Here is a 21,117-nt window from a genome sequence, read left to right as displayed (position 1 = left end):
AGAGAGAATAGGATGTCAGTTTCATTCAAAAAGACAATGACAAAACTACTGGAGGACTCTACGTGAAGAGTATGCACTATGTCGTTTTGACCGTTGTACTGATGTTCGTCACGGGATGTGGAGTCGAAACGAAACAGGAGACGGAGCAAACGAAACAAAAAATCGTACAGGTGCACACGGTAAAACAGACGGATTCCTTGCCGATCCCTCTTACTGCTATCGTTGAATACAAACAGGAGAGCCACTTAGCCTTTGGGGCTTCTGGTACGATTGAGCGAATGAACGTAACAAAAGGGGCAAAGGTGACACAGGGCCAGGTATTAAGTTCATTAAATACGAACTATTATCAAAAAGGGCTGGAAGCGGCACAAAGCCAGGCTCAAAGTGCATCTGCGTTGCGTTCAAAAACGTTGCAAGGAGCAAGCGCGGATCTTATCAGCAAGCAACGCTTGGCAGTGGACAGCCAGGAAAAGCGTTTGAAGGATGCGCAGCGGAAATGGGAGACAGCCCAGGAGCTGTTTAAGGGCGGCGCTATTTCGCAGAGTGAGCTGGACAGTGCGCAGTCCGAAAAAGAGCAAATCGAGATTTCGCTACAAGAGGCGCGAATTACGTTGGATAAGCTGCTAAAAGGTGCGGAAGTCAATGAGATTGCGAGTGCGGATGCCAATTTGAAACAAGCAGCCAGTGAAGTAGAGCTCGCAAAGAAAACGCTTCAAGAAACGCAACTCGTCGCGCCGTTTAGCGGTACGGTCATCGATGTGACCCAAAAGGCAGGCAGTCTTGCTCAGCCTGGTCAAAGTATCATTCACCTTGTCGACGGCTCGGAAGTGAAGTTAAAGGTCGATGTCCCATTGGATGTGATGGAAAACTACAAGCAAGGGGACACGGTGCCTGTGGCAGTGGAGGGAAAGGCCAAAAGTACAGGGACCATAACATTTATCTCGCCCGTTCTCAACGAGGAAACGGGGAAGTATCTGGTAGAGATAGCTGTTTCCAATAAAGACAACGTATTGATCGAGGGGATGGTCGCGACTGTAGAGATGTCACGCAAAGTAAACGGGATGCTCGTACCCGTCCAAAGCGTGGGCATTAAAGAAACACAGCGCTTCGTCATGGTTGTCGAGAATGGTGTACTCAAGAGACGCGATGTGGAAGTTGGGCAAATTATTGGAAATAACGTTGAGATTTTATCGGGTTTACAGTCAGGCAATCAAATCCTAATCTCCGGCATAACGTACTACGCCGAAGGAGAAGTCGTAACGGTGAAAGGGGAGTAACCGATGGACAAGGTCATTCTCTTTTTGCTAAAACGAAAAGTGATCCTCTATTTGTGTACATTCCTCATCGTGCTTACGGGAATCGGTGCTCTCTTTTCTTTCCATGTGGAGCTCGTACCGAAAACGAATTTGCCTTGGATTGAAGTGAATATTTCAGGAGGAGCACTGCCGCCTGAAGAGATGGTGGAAAAGGTCACGAAAAAAATAGAGCAGGAATTGAAATCTGTAGCTGGGATTAAAAACTTCTCATCAAAAACAGGGACGGGGTTTTCAGGCATCTCGATCCTTGCTGAGGATGGGGAAGGTGAAAAGGTCAAGCAAGAGACCCAAAATATTGTGAATCGGCTGCGCAACGAATTTCCCAAAGTAGTGGATACTGTAACTGTCACGCAAACGAATTTAGGTGACGAGGACTTAATCGATTACGCAATAGTGGGTGCCGATACACAGACCATGCTCACCTTGCTGAAAACGACCATTAAGGATCGAATAGAATCCGTCCCGGGTGTGAAGGAAGTGGTCGTATCCGAGGACGGTTTTGAAAATAAGGTTGCGATAACATTTCGACCTGAACGGCTTACTACCTATCGAACGACACCAGCAGATGTTGTTGGTCAGCTACAGGGTACGAATTGGAAAAAAGCCGTGGGAATATTGGAAAATCCCGGGTTCGACACGGTTGTGATGATTGACAACAGCTTCAAGAATGTAGAAGAGTTCAAAAGTATTTTGATCAAGACACCCAAGGGCAAGGTTGCACTCGAACAACTGGCATCGGTGAGTGACTTGCGTGGAAGCGTGAAGGACGCTATTTCCATGACAGAAGGAAACCTCTTTGTGCAAATGAGTGTAAAGCGCGCTGCGGGGAGTGACCTGATCACCACACAGAAGAAAGTCGAGGAAGTTGTGAGGCAAATCAATGAGGAAGCGGGCGGAAGCTATGAGCTAAGAGTCATGTTTGAATCCGTCTCTTTTATTAAAAAAGCGATCACCAATTTGAGTCGAGATGTTGTCATTGGGGGAATATTGGCAATCCTCGTGCTCTGGGTATTCCTGCGAAATTGGCGTGTTACAATGGTCATCGCAACGACGCTGCCTCTCTCTATCCTGATGACGTTCATCGCACTGAAAGCTGCCGGATATAACATTGACATGGTGGTATTGATATCACTGAGCTTGTCGATCGGATTGATTGTTGACGCCGCGATCGTTGTGCTGGAGAGTATTTATCATTTGAGAGAAAAAGGAATGCAGCTGAGACAGGCCATCGTTCAGGGCTCAAAAGAGGTGATAGCACCTGTATTTGCTTCCCAATTAACCTTGATTGTTGTGTTTTTACCGCTAGTGGTCGCGGATTTTGAACAGTGGCTGAAGCCTATTCTTCATACCATTGCGTTTACCGTTACCTCTACCATTCTTGCGTCAACGATTGCAGCTTTTCTGTTTGTTCCGATTTTTTCAGAGCGTTTTCTCCAGCATGATAAACAGTTGCAGTCCCCTAGCGAAGAAGGGAAAAATCGCATTGTTTCTCTTTTCCAGCGATTACTGTTGTTAACCCTTCGTCATCGAGTTCTCACATTGCTGGTCGCTCTTGGAGTGTTTGTAGGGGCGTTGAGTCTCTTCCCTTTGATTAAAATAGGAAACGGCTTGAATGCCAATGAGAATCAAATTTTTGCCACGTTAACAATGCCGGATGGCACGAGCTTGGAACAGGCGCGAATAGCAGCAGTTGAAGCGGAAAAAGCGTTACGAGAGCTGTCCGATGTGAATCAAGTCTTTTTTACGGCAAAGAAAGAGACAGTGGAGTTAAATATTACATTAGTGACCAAGTCGCAACGAACACAAGAGAAAGAAGAATTTATGCAAGAAGTAAACGGTCGCTTGAATGCGATTGACGGTGTGGAACAAACGAGTATGACATTTGGATTCTCAGGTAAATCTGCACCCATTGAGTTACAGGTTGCGGGCGAAGATTTGGAGGTTTCGCGGTCGATTTCCGCAAAAGTAGAAGAAATGCTGGCGAGCATCCCTGGTGTAGTCAACATTCGGAATGACTTCGAAAGAGGGAAGGAAAAAGTAACGCTCACACCGAAGCAGGAGGCAATGTCTCAATTACAGGTTGACTCCGATTCATTGGACAGCCAAATCAGCATGCTGCTTGGGGAGCAGCCCCTATCGTCAATCAGTCAAAATGGTATCGAAACCTCAATTGTTGCCAGATTTCCAGAGACATGGGTGACACATCCTGACCAGCTCCAGCAGATCATGATACGAACAGAAACAGGCACGCAGGTGCCGTTACACCAGCTGGTTGATTTTCATTTCAGCAAATCGCCGATTACGATCAAACATGAAAAAGGAGAACAAATCATCACGGTATCCGCAGAACTGTTGGGCACGGATATTGGTACGGTGGGCAGACAAATAAATGAGAAGCTGGGTACAGTGGAAATGCCTGCTGGATACAAGATCGAGATCGCTGGTGATTTGAAGGAACAGAATAACACCTTTACGCAAGGAATTCTTGTTCTGATAGCGGTCATCTCCCTTATTTATGTGATTATGGTGGCACAGTTTGGGAGGTTATCACAGCCGTTTATTATCATGCTGTCGTTGCCAATGGCCTTGGTGGGAGTCATTCTCGGATTCGTGGTCACGCAGCGAACTTTTGGTGAGATGGCGATGATTGGGCTCATCATGCTGGTAGGAATTGTTGTTTCCAATGCGATTCTGTTAATTGACAGAATTAACCTGCTCCGCTCACGGGGGATGGGATTGGAAGAAGCGATTGTACAGGGCACGCGAGATCGTGTTCGTCCGGTAATCATGACCAAACTGACAGCGATCCTCGGTATGCTGCCGATGGGACTCGCTGTTGCGGAAGGAGCGGAACTAGAGGCGCCGCTTGCTACTGGGGTAATTGCGGGGTTGATCTTTCACACGCTCGTAACGCTTGTATTGGTTCCTGTTCTTTATTCGATCTTTGAGGGGATTCGCGAAAAGAGAGTAGCGCGAAAAAAAGCAACTCGCATTGCTGATATGTAAAAACGAAAGCGGGGCACGGCGCTGGCGAATCAGCGTTGTGCCCTCTAACTATTTCATAGAGCCGAATAGCATGACGACAGGTGAGTCGACCAAGGGTGAAACACAACGATTTCTTTGCAACAAAATATTGGATGATTGCCATGTTGCTTGGTCACACTAAGGTGGGAGGTGTAACCATGGAACGAACTATTCAGGTCAATGGTGAGGATTATCATTTCGAGTCAACATATGATGGGGATTCACAGTACAACGTACAAGTACGATGTGGCAAAAAAGTGGTATCGAGTTTCAAAATCTCGGCCGGATCGGAAAGTGAAGTGTTTGAGGCAGCCCGTGCTCATTTTAGTGCAGATAAGGAATTGGGCAATCTAAATGGATAGAGATTGGTCTCGGAACGCAGCTTGCGAATGCAGGGCTGCGGTTTTTTCTTGCGTAAAAGGAAGTCTCATGATAAAGTTATTTTGTTTCCGTGGAAACAAAGATAGAACAGATAAGGAGCTGATGCTGCATTGGACCCTAAAAAGAAGCTTTGGAATCGATGGATCACCTTCCTACATAAACAGGAGGAGCGCAGCAAGCTACGTGAAGAATTGCTACTGCGCCAGATCAAAAACAGCGTACCTGATTATGATAGAGTTGGAAGGTTATCCGTAACTGAGCTCCACGTCCTTCAAGAGGTAGGGGGAAAAGATCGAGTCAATGTTACGACAATTGCACAGCATATTGGGGTAACAAAGAGTGCGATATCCAAAATAACAGTCAAACTTTTGAAGAAAGGATTACTCGAGCGCTATCAGCTTGAAGACAATCAGAAGGAAGTTTTTTTCAGGCTGACATCAGTAGGAGAGATGGTAAACGAGATTCATGAACACTACCATCAACGTCTGGAGAATGACGTGTATCGCTTCTTGAACAGGTATACTCCCGATGAATTGGCATTTTTGGATGAGGTCATAAGAGAAGCAACAGAAGATTAGGGGAAACATACAACGGGTGTTCATTATTTTTTTTACGAAAATTGTTTCCAAGGACACAATATTAAAGAGATAAGAGGAGAGCAACTATGAATCCAAAAAAAGTACTGTACCTACTTGGCATAACACTTATGCTAGGTATGTTCGCGCAAAATTTGTTCATGCCTATTTTACCAGCCATGCAAAAAGAGTTTCAGACGAGTGCAGCCATGATTAACTGGACTGTTTCAATCTTCACCGTCATGCTTGCGATTATGCAAATCATCTACGGCCCATTTATCGATCGGTTCGGCCGAAAACGTGTCATGATACCTGCCCTGATCCTATTTACGATCGCGTCAATCGGATGCTATCTGGTCGATTCTATTTATGGATTACTATTTTTTCGAGCTTTACAAGGGGCTGGCTTTGCTGCCATTCCGATCGTAGCTGCAACGATAATTGGAGATATATTTACAGGAGTCCAACGTGCATCTGCGATGGGTACTTATCAGATGCTGCTTGCACTCAGTCCGGCACTTGGTCCACTGTTAGGAGGCTGGATTGGCGGTATCGGCGGACATTCTGCGGTCTTTTTGTTTTTGGCGATTTGTGCAGTCTTTCTCGTCGGCATCAATGCTATATGGTTACCCGAAACAAAAAAGGCTCAAGCTACATCATCAGGCGGCTTTACACGAGGGTCTTTCCGAAATATTTTGCTCCACCCAGTCGGAGCATCTGTCATTTTGATCGGTTTTAGCCAAATGTACGCCTATTATTGCTTCCTGCTTTTTCTCCCTGTCCAATTGACGAACCATTATGCAGTCTCCGTTGAAATCATCGGATTGGTTTTCTTGCTCGTGTCAGTCGTCTTTATTATCAGTAGCAAGCTGTCTGCTGTCTTGCAAAATCGATGGGGAGCACGTAAAACATTACTGGTGACGACTGGTTCAAATGCTTTGGCGATGTTTCTTTTTATGACTGCGGCGGATGTTTCTCTTCTCCTGCTTGTACTAACAAGTACACTGTTTGCCTTAACCTTAGGTGTAGGGATGCCTGCACATACGATTTTACTATCCGAAGAATTTGAAGCAGAGCGTGCAACTTCCATTGGTGTGTACAATTTCATCCGATATACAGGGATGGCTGCTGGTCCGGTTGTGGGTGCGATGCTGGTCGAATGGGGAGGAGTCTGGCTTGATTTTGGGATGGCTGGTATCCTCATTGCTTTGGCGACCTTATTCGCACGGCAAAAGGTGAAAAGAACCACAGTGAACATTCAAGCGAAGCTCTAATGTTCGGACAGACTTTTCATGTTCGGCTAAATATGCTACAACAGGGATGAAACAATGGAGCGGGAGGAGCTATCAAAAGATGCAGCATCAAGAAGAACGGGACCCGAGGTTACTGATTGCAAGCTTTAGCGAAAATCCGTCCAGCATCCAGTCGCTAACCGAAGGCGAATGCCTGACATTCCTGCAAATGCTCGAACAGTATCGCCAAGAACATCCAGACGAAGAGCTTGATTTGACGGAAGCGATGGTGCTGACGCGGATGTCTGCTTTGCGGATGCATAAAACAGGAGGCCATACACTTGCAGCTGAATGGGTCGACCGTGCGCTTCAACTAGCCCCTGATTATCGTTACGCGAGAGAGGTTAAGCTCGAGCTGTATTTTTCTCAGTTGCGATCGCATGCCTTTCTCACTGAATTCAAATCTGTGCGTGAAACGGATAACGTCGTCATGCGCAGGAGAACAGTTGAAGTGCTGGCGGAGCAGGCAACCAATGAGCTGGCGGAAATCACGAGGTGGCGCTCTCTTGCGGAGGAGACGCTACTGGCAGCGCGAAAGTGGAACGATTCGGAGGCGGAAGCTACTGCTGCTGGCCTTGTGCTGTTATACACGGAACGACAAAATTTATTAGTACAATTGCAAGAACGTGTTCAAGCGTATGGAGCGTCTTTATCCGGGGTCTTTTACTCCAGTGAAATGCTTGTCCAATTACAAGAGACGATTCGCGCTTTAACGGACCAGCAAGATCAGAAAGAAAAGCTTCTGCCGCAAAGGAACGAAAGGATAGAAGATCGCGAAAAAGCACCTCAGCAAGATTTGAGTGCGTTAGAGAAATTGGAGCAGTTGATCGGCTTGGACGAGATCAAACATCGGGTTCGACAGTTGGCGCAATTTCTACAGTATCGCCAGCTGCGCGAAGAAAAGGGCTGGCATATGAAAGACCAGCTCCCCCTTCATCTCGTACTGATGGGGAACCCAGGCACGGGGAAGACGACTTTGGCTCGCTTGATCGCCAAGCTGTATCAAGAGCTCGGGTTGTTGGCAAAAGGACAGCTCATCGAGGTGGATCGTTCTCAGTTGGTCGGGGCTTACGTGGGACAGACAGAGCAGCGCGTCATGGAAGCGATCAAGCAGGCAGATGGCGGCGTCCTGTTTATCGATGAGGCATACAGCTTGAAGCGCCCAGATAGCTCTGGCAGTGATTACGGACAAGTGGCGATTGACACCCTTGTATCTGTTATGACAAGTGGCGAGTATGCAGGACGCTTCGTCGTGATGCTGGCGGGATATCCGGAAGAAATGCGTCATTTTTTGTACGCCAACCCTGGGCTAAATAGCCGTTTTCCAGAGACGGGCCACTTTTTGCTGCCGGACTATCAGGCGGACGAACTGGTGCAAATCGCAGAAGAAGTAGCCGGACGGAACGATTTTACTCTGACAGAGGCGGCAAAAATTACGCTGCGCCAGCGCATTGAAAAAGCGCAAGTAGACGAGACGTTTGGCAATGCACGGGCAGTCACTAATATCGTGCTTGATGCGATCTTTGCCAAAGGGCGCGAGACAGACGGTAAGGAACTGAAATGGGATGACTTTACGATTCTGAAACCCGAGGATGTACGTGGCTTCGATCCACCGCAAACAGAAAGAAATGCGGAAGCTCGACTGCAAGCGTTGATTGGTCTTGCTCAAGTGAAGACGGAGCTAAAAAAAATCGCTGCGTATGTGTCCGTCCAGCAAGAACGCGAAGCTAGAGGCTTGCCGAAAAGTCCGATTGAACTGCATGCCGTCTTTACTGGAAATCCAGGAACAGGGAAGACGACAGTGGCACAGCTGTATGCGCAGATTTTGCAAGAAATTGGCTATTTGAAACGAGGTCATCTTGTTACAGCGAGTAGAGCCGACTTGGTAGCGGGGTATGTCGGACAGACCGCAGCGCTTACACGACGAAAAGTTCGCGAAGCGTTGGGTGGCGTCTTGTTTATCGATGAAGCGTATTCGCTGCTGGGCGGAGGAGAGCGAGATTTTGGGCAGGAAGCGGTTGATACGCTCGTAGAGGAGATGACCAAACACGAAGAGAATCTGGTCGTGGTGCTTGCTGGCTACCCTCTCGAAATGAATACTTTAATGATGAGTAACCCTGGACTTTTTTCACGTTTTAAAAAATATGTTGCGTTCCCAGACTACACCGTGAAGGAACTCGTGCACATTCTTGAACAGGCTGCATGTGAGGTGGGGTATACGATTGAGAAGACCGTGCTGGAAAAGATCTCACAGTCTTTGGAAAAAGCAGTCAGTGATCATCGATTGAATGGCAACGGCCGTTTTAGCCATAACCTGTTGCAAGAGGCGATCCAAAATCAGGCTGTGCGACTGATGGATATTCCGAAGCAGGAATGGAATCAGGAAATGCTGATGCAGTTGGCATGGGCCGATTTTCAACCGCTATTACAGTGGACAGTAGAAGAAAATGGGGCAAAAAATTAGTTTTTGTCCCATGTCTATGCCTTCTTACTCTTTTGACAATTCACCCTTTCTCTTATAATGGATAGAAATGGTTTTCTTATGCCATGGGGGAAGGGTGTTTGGTTTGCGAAAAAAATGGCAGGCAGCTTTATGCACGACACTTGTTCTGACACTTTCACTGGAGGGCATTCCGGCGGATGCCAAGCAAGAAGGAGAGCGTCGGGGTAACATCCAGATCGAAGCGGATAAGGGTCTTGCATTGGACAAGCTTTCGTCGAAGAAGAGAGAGTCTGAGCTCGTCGTTATTCAGTTATCTGGTCCTGTTCGTGAGGAGTGGAAAGAAGAACTGGAAAATCTCGGCGTCACGCTTGGTGATTACATACCGGATTATGCATTCATCGCAAAAATGGAAAATGAACAGGTAAGAAGGGAAGTCGAGGAGCTGTCCTTTGTTGAAGAGGTTATGGCTTATACACCGAAGGCGAAGGTATCGCCCGAGCTTCGCTTTGAAGGAGGCAACAGAGAGCGGGTCGAGGTTGCCGTCATCGGTTTCAACCAACGGGTGGATATGTATCGAACGATGACGAAAATGACGGAGGATCAAGATATACGAGACATCCAATCACCAGAGGATGCTCCGCATATTTCGATCGCTAAGATGGATCAGGAAACGATTGAACAAGTGATCGAATCAGATGATGTCATTGCGGTTGTCCCCGTGCCAGAAAACAAGTTGCACAATGATGTGGCAGCTACCATCATTCATTCGGACAAGCTGGCCTCGACAGGGTACACAGGCAAGGGACAAATTGTCGGAGTCGCTGATACCGGACTTGATACAGGAAAGCTCCAAACGATGCATCCAGATTTTAAAGGCCAAATTGAGAAGCTCATTTCACTTGGCCGACCGAATGATGCGAGTGATGTCCACGGTCATGGTACGCATGTAGCCGGCTCCATTGTAGGTACGGGAGCAGCATCAGCTGGACAGTATAAAGGAACGGCACCAGGTGCCAAGCTCGTATTTCATTCCATAGAGAATGCGAAAGGAAAGCTCGTTACGGATGTCGAGACCATTTTGCAGGAAGCATACGAAGAGGGAGCCCGCATTCACTCCAATTCATGGGGGGCGAATGATAAGGGAGAGTATAGCCTGTCATCGATGCTTTTTGATCGCTTTTTATGGGAGCATCCAGATATGACGGTGCTTGTTGCGGCTGGAAACGAAGGAGAGAAGGGCTATAAAACGATTGGGAGCCCAGCCACGGCTAAAAACGTGATCGCCGTTGGAGCTACGGAAAATGTTCGTCCCAACTTGGGGAAGAACTCCGATAAAGCGGACGACGTGTGGGTATCGAGTAGTCGTGGTTTAACAGGCGACGGGCGTTTGAAGCCGGATATTGTCGCGCCCGGTACAGCGATCTTGTCCACGCGCTCTTCACTGGCACCGAGCAAAAATTTCTACAAGCGTTTTAACGAACAGTACGCGTATATGAACGGCACGAGCATGGCTACGCCAATTTTAGCGGGCGGTGTGGCACAAATCCGGGAATTTTTGCAGGAAGAAGGGGAAAAAAACCCGAGTGGTGCATTAGTAAAAGCCATGCTGTTGACGAGTGCAGACAATTTGGATGAAGATATGCGAGAGCAAGGCTTCGGACGAGCCAATCTGGCAAATGCAATTGAAACGAACTACAAGGACGAGAAGGACGGCATTCGCACGCGTGAAAAAGTTACGTATAAGGTCAAAGTCTCGGATGATTCCAAGCCGTTGGCAATTACGCTTGCGTGGACGGATTATCCCGCCGCCATTGTCGCAAAGCGTGCACTCGTCAACGATTTGAATCTGAAAGTGACGACACCGAGTGGAGAAAAGCTGAACGGCAACGACTTTTTTGAGGCACCGTACAACGACGAAGTGGACAACCTCAACAACGTCGAGCAAGTATGGATTGCCGAGCCGGAACAGGGAACCTACACCGTGACGGTCGAAGGTTATAACATCCCGAAAGGACCTCAGCCGTATGCGCTAGCGACAACGGGAAAATGGCAAAAGGCCGATGACGAGGAAGGGGAAGAGGAAAAGCCACCGGTTGAACAGAAGCCTTTCCGAACAGGAAAGCTGACGAAGAAGCAGAAATACATGGATTATTCCATTCGGGTCAATAAGCCTGGGGATTTGGAATTGTCCGTAGACTGGAATGAGGATGCAGATGTCGATATGTATGTGTATAACAGTCGTTCAAAAGAGCTTGCTTCTGCCACAACGTCCAGCAGTCCTGAGCAACTAACGGTGAATATCGAACAAACTGGTCTGTACAAAATCCGGGTTGTGCTAACGGAAGGCAAAGAAGCGAATTATCGCATGTATATGAATAAGCCAGGAAAATAAATCAAAGACACAACCCTCGTCTCCTGAACAGATGAAAGGTTGTGTCTTTTTTAATGCTGCTCTTCTTTGCTTAACCACTCCTGTGCACGCATGGCGATTTCCAGGCAAATTCTGTTTTGCGTTACCGTGTAATCCTCACCGAGGATTTCTGCGATTTTTTCCAAGCGATGATAGAGCGTTTGACGATGAATGAACAGTTTTTCCGCTGCTTCCTGCTTGGACAGGTTACTATCCAAATAGACACGCAGCGTATGAACGAGCGAGGAGCCATGTGCTTGGTCGTGGGCTAACAGCGGGCCGAGGTAATCGCTGATGAAGGTCTTTAGCACAGGCTCACTAGGTACGTGGAACAGGAGCCGGAACAATCCAAGATCAGCGAAAAACGGACTGGATGATTCCTGACAAAAAGCTAGTGCCTGTTCCGCCTCCGCGAGGTGTTGCCCAGCGTCTGACAACCGTTTTCCGGCCCGACTGACGCCCATTCGTATGGGAACATCCGCGCCTAGCATTTGCGTCATGATCCGTTTGACCTCACGAAAGGCTTTTTCCAGGGTGCGACGGGAATCTGCAAGAGGTCGTTGTTCGATCAGCAAAAAGTAAAAGCGATGGCCCATGCATCGTATGAAAGGCCGAAAGTGATGACGGGTCAAAAGTGAACGGAAGATAGCTGTCAGATCGTGCGGCGGAAGGGAGTCCTGGGCAAGGTTCTTCGGCTTCTCAAACGATAAAATAATCAAGTGATAGGCCGAGGCTTTACCGCTGCCCGTGATACCAAGCAAGGAACGCATTTGTTCCTCTGGAATGGAACGATTGGCAATCAAATCATCAAACAGACGGTTTTCCGTAGCAAGTGCCTGTTCCTCTACAAACATTTTCCGCATTAAAATTTGGGCCATCGCGCTTACCGTATTGTCTAAGGTCAAGAGCAAATACTCATCTGGACTGCGTTCATACAAAACAATGCCGACATAGGCGAGCACGTGCCCCATGGCCATCACGGGTTGATAGGCAAGCTGCCTCGCCGTCGATAGAGAAAGGAAGCGGACACCAGCTTCACTACTATCTAGTTCGGAAAAATGGGACCGCATTAAATCGCTCATCTCCACTGCAACATCATGCGGAACCACCGGGGCAAATTGTGTTGAGCCATCTGGGGCGTAATAGAAGACCTGCGTCTGAACCGCCACCTGAAAATGCTGTAATAGCTTGAGTATGCCCGCTGCCTGCAGGCTGAGCTGTTGCAAACTGCGAGAGTAGGCTTCGAGATTGCGGAGTGCTTGCATCTGTGCATGGATCAAGTGCTCGTGCAAATCTTGCGTGATGTCCACAAAGCGGACAGGCTGATGAAAGACGAGCAACGGAAACTGGTGGTGGTTCGCCAGCTCGAGCATATCTTCAGGGATGGACGGGATGTAACGTCCCAGCTCGATGCAGAGCCCGACTGCTTTTCGCCGAATGAGCTCTGATAAATACGCAAGTCGCTTTTCCTTTTCTTCGCCAAATCCGAGCCCGGTTGACAGGATCAGCTCACCGCCATTTAAAAACTGTCCCGTATCGGCAGTCTCCAAGACGTGAACCCAGCGAACAGGACGGGACAGGCCACGATGCCCTGCCACCACTTGAGCATGTTGAAACAATGGACGCTTGATGATTTCTGCAATGGTCAGGCGCAAATCGTTACTCAACAGGATCACCTCTTCATTTGCACTATGTAAGATTAACCCTACGTAATGCGTTACGTTTTGTCTAGTGCTGACAGGCATTATTTTTGGATAAAATGGAATTGTCAATCAATTGATCGTGAGGAGTTGAAGGGATGAACACAGCTATCGTTGGAAATCCGTTGAAAAACTACATCGGGGGTCAGTGGGTAGATTCACTGACGACACGTTTTGAGGATGTACCGAATCCGGCAACAGGAGAATTGTTGTCACGTGTACCACTGTCGACGAGAGAAGATGTGGACAAGGCTGTTGCTGCTGCAAAGGAAGCATTTGTGAGCTGGAGTGCTACCCCTGTCGTGGATCGTGCGCGCATTATGTTTCGTTTTCATAGTCTTCTCGTCAAGCACGAGGATGAACTCGCCCGGATGATCACCATGGAGAACGGGAAAAATCTCCCTGAGGCACAGGCAGAGCTATTGCGTGGGCTGGAAATGGTAGAGTTCGCGTGTGGGATGCCGACACTGATGATGGGAGAAACATTGCCCAATATCGCAAACAGCATCGACAGTCAGGTGATCCGCTTTCCATTGGGGGTAGTCGGCGGGATTACACCGTTTAACTTCCCTGTGATGGTCCCGATGTGGATGTACCCGATTGCGATTACCGCAGGAAATACGTTTATCCTGAAGCCTTCGGAGCGAACGCCGCTGTCTTCGATTCGAATTGCCGAACTGCTAAAGGAAGCAGGGCTGCCAGACGGTGTATTCAATGTGGTAAACGGAGCGCATGATGTCGTCAATGGGCTGTTGGAGCATCCGGACGTAAAAGCGATCTCATTTGTCGGCTCGCAGCCGGTTGCAGAATACGTGTACAAGACAGCAGCGGCGAACGGGAAGCGTGTGCAAGCACTGGCTGGAGCGAAGAATCACCATTTAGTCATGCCTGATACGGATTTAAAGCGCGCGGCAAAAACAATTACGAGCTCCGCATTCGGCTGTGCAGGAGAGCGGTGTATGGCAGCCAGCGCTGTCGTAGCTGTCGAGGAGATTGCCGATGAGCTGATCGCGCATCTGATCGAGGAAGCGAATGCTCTCGCGATGGGAAATGGTTTGGAGGAGGGCATCGATCTCGGTCCTGTCATCCGTGATTCGCACTTGTCTAAAGTACATGACTATATCGAAAAAGGTGTCGAGTCTGGTGCCGCACTGGTACGTGATGGTCGTGAGGACGCACAAAAGCTACCGGATGGCTACTTCCTCGGGCCAACGATTTTTGACAAGGCAGATGCCGAAATGATCATCGTCCGCGACGAGATTTTCGCGCCTGTCCTGAGTGTGATGCGTGTGAAAGACTTTGAAGAGGGCTTGGAAACGATCAGCCGCTCGCGTTTTGGCAATGGGGCGACCATCTATACGAACAACGGAAAATGGGGGAGAGAATTCGTTCAACAAGTGGAAGCCGGGATGGTCGGTGTCAATGTAGGGGTGCCTGCTCCGATGGGCTTCTTTGCTTTCTCGGGCTGGAAACAGTCCTTTTACGGTGATTTGCATGCAAATGGAAAAGATGGCGTTCTCTTTTTCACGAAGAAAAAAACGGTCACATCCAGATGGTTCGAAGATGGCGATACCAGCATAGGCTCGCAAAAAGTTTTTGTAAAATAACCGCTTGCGAAAAAGAAGGAGGATTGTGCGATGGAGCAAGGACAAGTGACGAAAGATTTTGATAAGGAGAGCTTGCTGGATGCAGACCGCTCGCATATGTGGCACCATATGTCCCCCTACAACCCAAATCCGATGATCGTAACGGAAGCAAGCGGGTCGTGGATCACCGATATCGACGGGAATCGGTACCTGGATGGAATGTCTGGCTTGTGGTGCGTCAACGTTGGCTATGGTCGACAGGAGCTCGCAGACGCTGCTTACGAGCAGTTGAAGCAATTGGCCTATTTTCCACTCACACAAAGCCACGTTCCTGCTATTCGTCTATCCGAGAAGATCAGCGATTGGCTTGGGGAGGAGTATCGCGTATTCTTTTCCAACAGCGGCTCGGAAGCGAACGAAGTCGCATTCAAGATTGCCCGTCAATATCATCACCAGAACGGGGAGCCTGGCCGCTACAAATTCATTTCGCGCCATCGCGCTTACCACGGGAATACGATGGGGGCTCTCGCTGCAACTGGTCAATCCATACGCAAGGAAAAATACGAGCCATTAGCGCCTGGCTTCCTACATGTGCCACCGCCTTACTGCTATCGCTGTCCGGCTGGAAAATCGTACGGCAAATGCAATCTGGAGTGCGCCCAATATTATGATCAAGTGATCAATTGGGAAGGCGAGAAGACAGTGGCTGCGGTCATCATGGAGCCGACCATTACCGGGGGAGGCGTCCTCGTTCCTTCGCCGGAATACATGCCAAAAGTTCGGGAAATCTGCGATAAGTACGGTGTGTTGATGATCGTGGATGAGGTCATCTGCGGATTTGGTCGCTCCGGTCAAAAATTTGGGCACCAAAATTTCGGAATCAAGCCAGATATCGTGACCATGGCCAAAGGTATTACCAGCGCCTACTTGCCACTTTCCGCAACGGCTGTACGGGCAGAAATCGCAGACAAATTCAATGAGCAGGGGAATAATCTGCATTTCCGCCATGTCAATACATTCGGCGGTAATCCGGCAGCATGTGCACTTGCCCTGAAGAATCTCGAAATTTTAGAAGAGGAAAAACTGGTGGAGAGAGCCGAGGAACTCGGTGCAGAATTGCGTGCCAAGCTGGCTTTTCTCGCAGATCATCCATACGTTGGAGACATTCGCAGCTTCGGCTTCCTAATGGGGATCGAGATGGTAGAGGATCGTAATACGAAGGAACCTGCAGCGCCAGCGAAATTGACACAGGTGATTGCCGAGTGCAAGAAGCGGGGATTAATCATCGGGCGCAATGGCGATACCATTCCGAGCTTTAATAACGTGCTGACGCTTTCGCCGCCGTTTACCACGACGAGCGATGATATCGATTTTATTTCGCAGGTGATGAAGGAAGCCTTTGATACATTGGCGTAGACGAGCTTGGACGAAAAGACGAATAAATGAAAGCAGCGGCAGACTAGGAGATGCGAAAATTCTAGTCTACCGCTGTATTTATTCAACGATGTTGCTGATAGCGCTTTTGCAGCTTCGCTCGATGTGCTTCCAAAATTTCCTCAAAAGGAACCTCGTATTGGTTTGCCAGCAAGATTAAATTCCCAAGTACATCGCCTAGCTCTTCCACCAGCTCCTGCCGTGCTTCCGCTGCGGGCTTTTCCCCTTCATCAGGACGATCCCTACCGAGTTCAATGGCGCGTACAGCTCTTGCCAGCTCGCCAGCCTCTTCCATCAGAAAACCTACACGAATAAACGGGCCGTACCCTGTCCAACCTCGTTCTTGATAAAAATCTCCAACCCATTTTTGGAACTCAGTTATATTCACATATATCTGTCCCTTCCTGATTTTAGTATAATTATATGACACGCAAAGAAATATAGGAAAAGCCATTCTACTACAACAAGTTTTGGGAGGATGACATGAAACGTATTTGTGTTTATGCAGGTTCCAATCCTGGTATAAATCCACTTTTTGAGCGGTACGCCCAGGAGTTGGGAAAAGAACTGGTCGCTCGTGGGCTTGAATTGGTCTATGGTGGTTCCAGCATGGGACTGATGGGTCGCGTTGCAAATGCAGTACTGGAAGGCGATGGAAAAGCGATTGGCGTCATGCCTACGGGACTGTTCCGAGGAGAAATCGTACATAAAGGGCTGACAGAATTGCATGAGGTCCTGACGATGCACGAGCGCAAAGCGAAAATGATCGATCTGTCTGATGGCTTCATTGCTTTGCCAGGCGGATTGGGTACCTTTGAAGAAATTTTTGAAGTGGTGAGCTGGGGGCAAATTGGCATTCACCAAAAGCCAATCGGACTGTTGAACGTGGATGGTTACTATACGCCGTTGATGCAAATGGTAGAGCATGCGACTGAAGCCGGATTTATTCCCGCTATGCAGGGCGAATTGATCCTGTGTGAGAGTGATCCCGCTGTTTTGCTAGATCGGATGAGAGATTACAAACCACCAGTGAAAGTGAACAAGTGGTCAGAATTGGATAAATAAGAAAGTAAAAAATAACCCGAAGCCCTCCGATTGTGGGAGGAATTCGGGTTATGCTAGTTATTGACAGGATGAATGCAGGAGTGTTAATGTAGTTGATTATATCCCTAGTAAACGCATAGGAATAATATTAATATGACTCGTCTTTATACGTCAGGAGGATTCTTCATGAACAGATCAGCAAAATGGCTACAACTGTCCACTTCGGCAGCCGTACTCTCAGCGGCGCTCGTTTTTCCAACGGCAGTCGGTGCAGCAACGAAAACAACGGTTGAAGCACACGCAGAGTGGAACAGCTTTTTGCAGCAGCAATACGGTGTGACTTTTGACAAGACGGTGACTCGCGAGCAATTTGAGAAAGCATTGCGCAAGATCGTATCGGCTACCACAAGTATATCGGAAAAAGAGTTGTCAGCCAAAACTTTCTTGCCTGCATCCAAAGATTCCTCTAAGCTGCTTGTATGGGAAGCGGTCAGTGCTGCTGCAAAAGCGGCAGAGTTAAAAGAGCTCGGGTATACATATAGCGAGGAAAAAGTAGCGACTGCCCTTAAAAAAGCAGGGATTTCGTATAAAAAAGGCGGCACGCTTACCTTGCAGGCTGCACAAGAGCTGGCTGTGGCCGTTGATACGGGGCTTGTGTCCGCCAATGCCTTGAAGTCAGCTTCGGTAGAAGGGGCAGTAACCGCAGAGCTTGCGAGTCAATTGCTAGCAAAAGTAGCAGAGTTCCATGGCTCAGCCAAAAACTATTTGGGAACAATCGCCGATGAAGAGATTTTTGGCAAGCTGGCACAAGCATGGAATGAATCGCAAATCATCAAAGCTGGTGAATTGCAAGAGCTCGTAGACAAAGGCTTGAAGCAAAACCTGATTACTGGCTACAACCTGAAGGATGCTGCATTCGATCCTCATTTTGATCCACAGCGCACGATTACGTACGGGCATAGTGATATTGCTCACGCTATTCAATTAATCGGCCTGTTAAAAAGTGAAGGCGTCGATGCCAAGGTCCAATTTGAGCCAAAAACATCTGCCTTCATTTATCTGAAAGAATGGGGAGAACCCGTTCAAACAGCCGATTATCAGGTGGTTCAGATTGAAAACGGCAACTACATTGCATATGCCAAGGAGTACGATCTCAGCCTGGAATTCGACAGCGTAGAGGCGAAGAAGAAGTTCCAGCCACTTGTTTTGAAATATGCCAAACGGGATCAAGAGGACATGACCGGATTGCTCAAGGCATCTTGGTGGCAGCCGCTTTATCATTCTCGTACGGAGCTGGCAGATTATGCTGTCATTACGAACAACGTGTTAAAAGATGGCCGTTATGTCGTGCAGTCGTTCTCCCTGAATGAAGAATCACCAAAAGTCGTGGAAGGCTTCCAGAAGCTGAATGCCAAAGTAAAAGTAGAGACATACAAGTTTTGGGTAGATCAACCGTTCTTCAATTATCTCAACGGTGAATCGAAGTAAATCAAGTGCATTGAAAAGCGTCCTTCCCTTCAAAAAATTGGGGAAAGGACGCTTTATTCTGTTACATTGATAATGGATAAAAAACTTTTTAGCGGATTTTGTCTATTTCTGGTATAATTTAGGGATAACCGTTGTTTTATGACGATGGTTGTATAGTCATGCTGATAGTTTGGGAGGGAATGAAGTGGAAAAGAAAGCGATAAGGCTACTGTTGTCCTGCTGTTTGTTCGCTTCGACAGCATTTGCAGCAAACGCATCAACGACAATGCCAACCTCAACGCAAAGCGGTACTGGAACATCCGTGCAGGCACCAGCAGATTTGTCAAAAGGGCTGCTCGTGAATACCTTCACTTCCCATCAGTGGAAACAAGATTCGCTCACGAAGCTTCTGGGGAAATCCGTAAAAGAATTTGATGATTATGTGTATTATCCACAAGGAATCAGCATGAAGTGGGACGAAAACAAGCAAGCGTTTGCCGTTCTCGTTGAACCTTCCTATAAAGGCGAAGTTGTAAAAGGGATTACGACCTCTAAAAGAAAAGACGAGATCATCCGAATCTTGGGTAAACCACATTTTTCAGATGAAAAGCTTGCGTTGATTGGTTATGCGGAACAGGGCTATCACTTGTTCTTCACGTTCACACAGGATAAAGTAAAAGCCATTTCTATTTATCGTCGGGATCAGATCGCCGATACAAAAGCGCTTGTTGATATGGCTAAAAACTTGCAAGACTACGGTGAAAAATTAGGGGCACCCGCAGAATATGCTGATTTTTCTATCTTTGGTGCTTGGGGTAAGCCGGATTTTTCGTATCACCTAAGAGGAATCGGTACATACGCCTGGGAGTATCCATCCAGAGGCATCGCCTACGATGGTATGCCAGATGATGCAACGCTAACCATCTACAGTAATTTTCCCAGCAAAGACAAGCTCGCGGATTTGAAAAACGTAAAGAACATCGTCTTTTCGAAAGAAGATTCCCTGTTCTTGATCGAAAAACTGAGAATCGAATCGGAAAAAGAAACAATCGAATTGGCAAAAAAAGCTGGAATTCCTTCACCAGACAAGAAAAAAATTGCCGTGATAGATTCAGACAATTTGTACAATAATGCGAATCTACGTTTCTACCAGCCAGATTACACACCGCTAGCTCAACTGTTTCCAGGTTATTTTATTGATGAAGTAACATGGCTGGACAACAACTGGATCTTGTATCAGACCATGATGGGTGTGGGAGTTTATCATGTCGCGACCCATGAAAAGATAGAAATTGTAGGGATGGAGAAAAAGGCAAACGAGCCGTTTGATATGCTGGATGTCCTTACAGTCAAGCCTGATCTGACGAAAAAAGCAATTGTGTTTGAAGTCAGCATGAAAGAGAAGAAACAGACTTACATGGTGCGCTATCAAATCACGGGTAACAAAATCACGTTCTCCTGGTAAAGAGGAGGAACTAGTGCTCTTTTTTGGCGCTGATGGGCGAGGTGGCTGCTTCCTTCTCGGCCAGATACGAGCGCATGCCTCGAACAAACAACTCACGAAGGACTTCCTGCTGCGTTTTGCTGCTGACAAGAGAGCGAATGAGCTCTAGTTCAGCTACCAATTCTGAATCAAGGTGAAGGTTGACAGTCTTCCCTTTGGTCCGTGGGTGCAGCTCGTAGTAATCCGTTGATTTTTTTACGATTCCTTCCATGACAGCAGCTTCGTCCAACCATTCGTGGTTGGGGATATACAAGCATGGTGCTTCTAAAATAATATGGGTCAGTTCTTCGCTAAAGCGTATGGCGAGGGTCTGGCCCTTTTTTTTATGCAAGTCACGGATTTGTCGTGATCTCTCTTGATTGGCAACTGTATTTTCCAGAGTGAGTACGGCCAGTTCCATAATGCCTCCTTACGGGATGAGCAGTTCTTCTTCCGGTACCGACAACAATACTTCTCCCGTTTTTTCCAATTGGACTTGGTAGGTGAAGTGCTGATCACTTCGCTCGATGGAGGTAATGATTCCCCAGTAACCTACGCTATTTCTTGTGAGCTGGACACGATCCAAGACCTCGTAGCTCGGGCGAAGATACCTTTTTTTATATAGATAAGTGAGTACGGATTCTCGAGGAAAAAGAAATCGTTTGTTTCCTTGTTTACTGACCAACAGGGGGAAGGACTCCCGTTCGTCTATACAATCCCCTAAATAGCCTTGATCTGCCCAGCGTTTGACGGTAGCCATACTGCCAGCACGACCGGCTTTTGACTCCAGGATGTCGAGTATTTCCCGCGAAGAGAGAAACGCTTTTCGCTTTTCGAGTTGCGTCAGGTAGTTCTTACGCTCGGCTTCCAATTGGCTGAGAAGCGCATGTGCTTCCGCGATTTTTTGTTTCATTATCCTGATCTCCAGGTCGTAATCCTTCATACGGGATGGCCCTTTCTAC

General features: G+C 47.7%; 16 protein-coding genes. 12 read left to right on the top strand and 4 right to left on the bottom strand.

All coding sequences use genetic code 11. From position 1 onward, the window contains the following. Nucleotides 1–71: 71 nt before the first annotated feature. The 7 genes from ACUUHJ_RS17375 to ACUUHJ_RS17345 all read left to right on the top strand — a co-directional run bounded on the left by ACUUHJ_RS17375 (nt 72) and on the right by ACUUHJ_RS17345 (nt 11,423). Complete coding sequence (locus ACUUHJ_RS17375; RefSeq protein ID WP_289678110.1) at nt 72–1,277, top strand: efflux RND transporter periplasmic adaptor subunit; 1,206 nt, start codon at nt 72–74, stop codon at nt 1,275–1,277. 3 nt (nt 1,278–1,280) lie between these two features. Further along, the gene (locus ACUUHJ_RS17370; RefSeq protein ID WP_472299490.1) at nt 1,281–4,322 is read left to right on the top strand and encodes an efflux RND transporter permease subunit; all 3,042 of its coding nucleotides are present in this window, start codon (nt 1,281–1,283) and stop codon (nt 4,320–4,322) included. A gap of 176 nt (nt 4,323–4,498) precedes the next feature. Further along, a complete protein-coding gene (locus ACUUHJ_RS17365) occupies nt 4,499–4,702 on the top strand; it encodes a hypothetical protein (protein ID WP_026043127.1) in 204 nt (67 codons plus the stop codon). 129 nt (nt 4,703–4,831) lie between these two features. Continuing rightward, complete coding sequence (locus ACUUHJ_RS17360; RefSeq protein ID WP_289673265.1) at nt 4,832–5,299, top strand: MarR family transcriptional regulator; 468 nt, start codon at nt 4,832–4,834, stop codon at nt 5,297–5,299. Between the two features lie 86 nt (nt 5,300–5,385). Beyond that, entirely contained in the window at nt 5,386–6,570 is a 1,185-nt protein-coding gene (locus tag ACUUHJ_RS17355; protein ID WP_472299489.1) for an MFS transporter, read from the top strand. Nucleotides 6,571–6,649: 79 nt separating this feature from the next. After that, complete coding sequence (locus tag ACUUHJ_RS17350; protein ID WP_472299488.1) at nt 6,650–9,052, top strand: AAA family ATPase; 2,403 nt, start codon at nt 6,650–6,652, stop codon at nt 9,050–9,052. A gap of 94 nt (nt 9,053–9,146) precedes the next feature. Continuing rightward, entirely contained in the window at nt 9,147–11,423 is a 2,277-nt protein-coding gene (locus ACUUHJ_RS17345) for a S8 family serine peptidase (protein ID WP_472299487.1), read from the top strand. 50 nt (nt 11,424–11,473) lie between these two features. Here the strand turns inward: ACUUHJ_RS17345 and ACUUHJ_RS17340 are convergent, their stop codons facing one another. Next, nucleotides 11,474–13,108, bottom strand: a complete 1,635-nt coding sequence (locus tag ACUUHJ_RS17340; RefSeq protein ID WP_472299486.1) for a PucR family transcriptional regulator — start codon at nt 13,106–13,108, stop codon at nt 11,474–11,476. 131 nt (nt 13,109–13,239) lie between these two features. On the opposite strand from ACUUHJ_RS17340, the gene ACUUHJ_RS17335 reads away from it, so the two are divergent. Beyond that, nucleotides 13,240–14,748: a CoA-acylating methylmalonate-semialdehyde dehydrogenase gene (locus ACUUHJ_RS17335; protein WP_472299485.1), complete on the top strand. Its 1,509-nt coding sequence runs from the start codon at nt 13,240–13,242 to the stop codon at nt 14,746–14,748. Nucleotides 14,749–14,778: 30 nt separating this feature from the next. Further along, a complete protein-coding gene (locus ACUUHJ_RS17330; protein WP_472299484.1) occupies nt 14,779–16,143 on the top strand; it encodes an aminotransferase in 1,365 nt (454 codons plus the stop codon). 82 nt (nt 16,144–16,225) lie between these two features. Here ACUUHJ_RS17330 and ACUUHJ_RS17325 read toward each other — a convergent pair whose 3' ends face one another. After that, a complete protein-coding gene (locus ACUUHJ_RS17325; RefSeq protein ID WP_472299483.1) occupies nt 16,226–16,549 on the bottom strand; it encodes a MazG nucleotide pyrophosphohydrolase domain-containing protein in 324 nt (107 codons plus the stop codon). Nucleotides 16,550–16,644: 95 nt separating this feature from the next. Here ACUUHJ_RS17325 and ACUUHJ_RS17320 point away from each other — a divergent pair, with 95 nt between their 5' ends. From ACUUHJ_RS17320 to ACUUHJ_RS17310, 3 genes are all read left to right on the top strand, one after another. After that, nucleotides 16,645–17,226 carry an LOG family protein gene (locus ACUUHJ_RS17320; protein WP_472299482.1) on the top strand — a complete coding sequence of 194 codons (582 nt, stop codon included), beginning with the start codon at nt 16,645–16,647 and terminating at the stop codon, nt 17,224–17,226. A gap of 165 nt (nt 17,227–17,391) precedes the next feature. Beyond that, nucleotides 17,392–18,693, top strand: coding sequence for a hypothetical protein (locus ACUUHJ_RS17315; RefSeq protein WP_472299481.1), 1,302 nt, complete (start codon nt 17,392–17,394; stop codon nt 18,691–18,693). Between the two features lie 184 nt (nt 18,694–18,877). Then, on the top strand, nt 18,878–20,137 hold the full coding sequence (locus ACUUHJ_RS17310; RefSeq protein WP_289673245.1) for a hypothetical protein: 1,260 nt from the start codon (nt 18,878–18,880) through the stop codon (nt 20,135–20,137). Between the two features lie 10 nt (nt 20,138–20,147). On the opposite strand, the gene ACUUHJ_RS17305 is transcribed toward ACUUHJ_RS17310, so the two are convergent. Beyond that, the gene (locus ACUUHJ_RS17305; RefSeq protein ID WP_289673241.1) at nt 20,148–20,576 is read right to left on the bottom strand and encodes a hypothetical protein; all 429 of its coding nucleotides are present in this window, start codon (nt 20,574–20,576) and stop codon (nt 20,148–20,150) included. A gap of 9 nt (nt 20,577–20,585) precedes the next feature. After that, complete coding sequence (locus ACUUHJ_RS17300; RefSeq protein ID WP_472299480.1) at nt 20,586–21,068, bottom strand: hypothetical protein; 483 nt, start codon at nt 21,066–21,068, stop codon at nt 20,586–20,588. Nucleotides 21,069–21,117: the final 49 nt, after the last annotated feature.

The organism is Brevibacillus schisleri (assembly GCF_055685845.1).
Note: the sequence above shows the minus strand (reverse complement) of the source record. Positions and strands in the feature narration are given on the sequence as shown.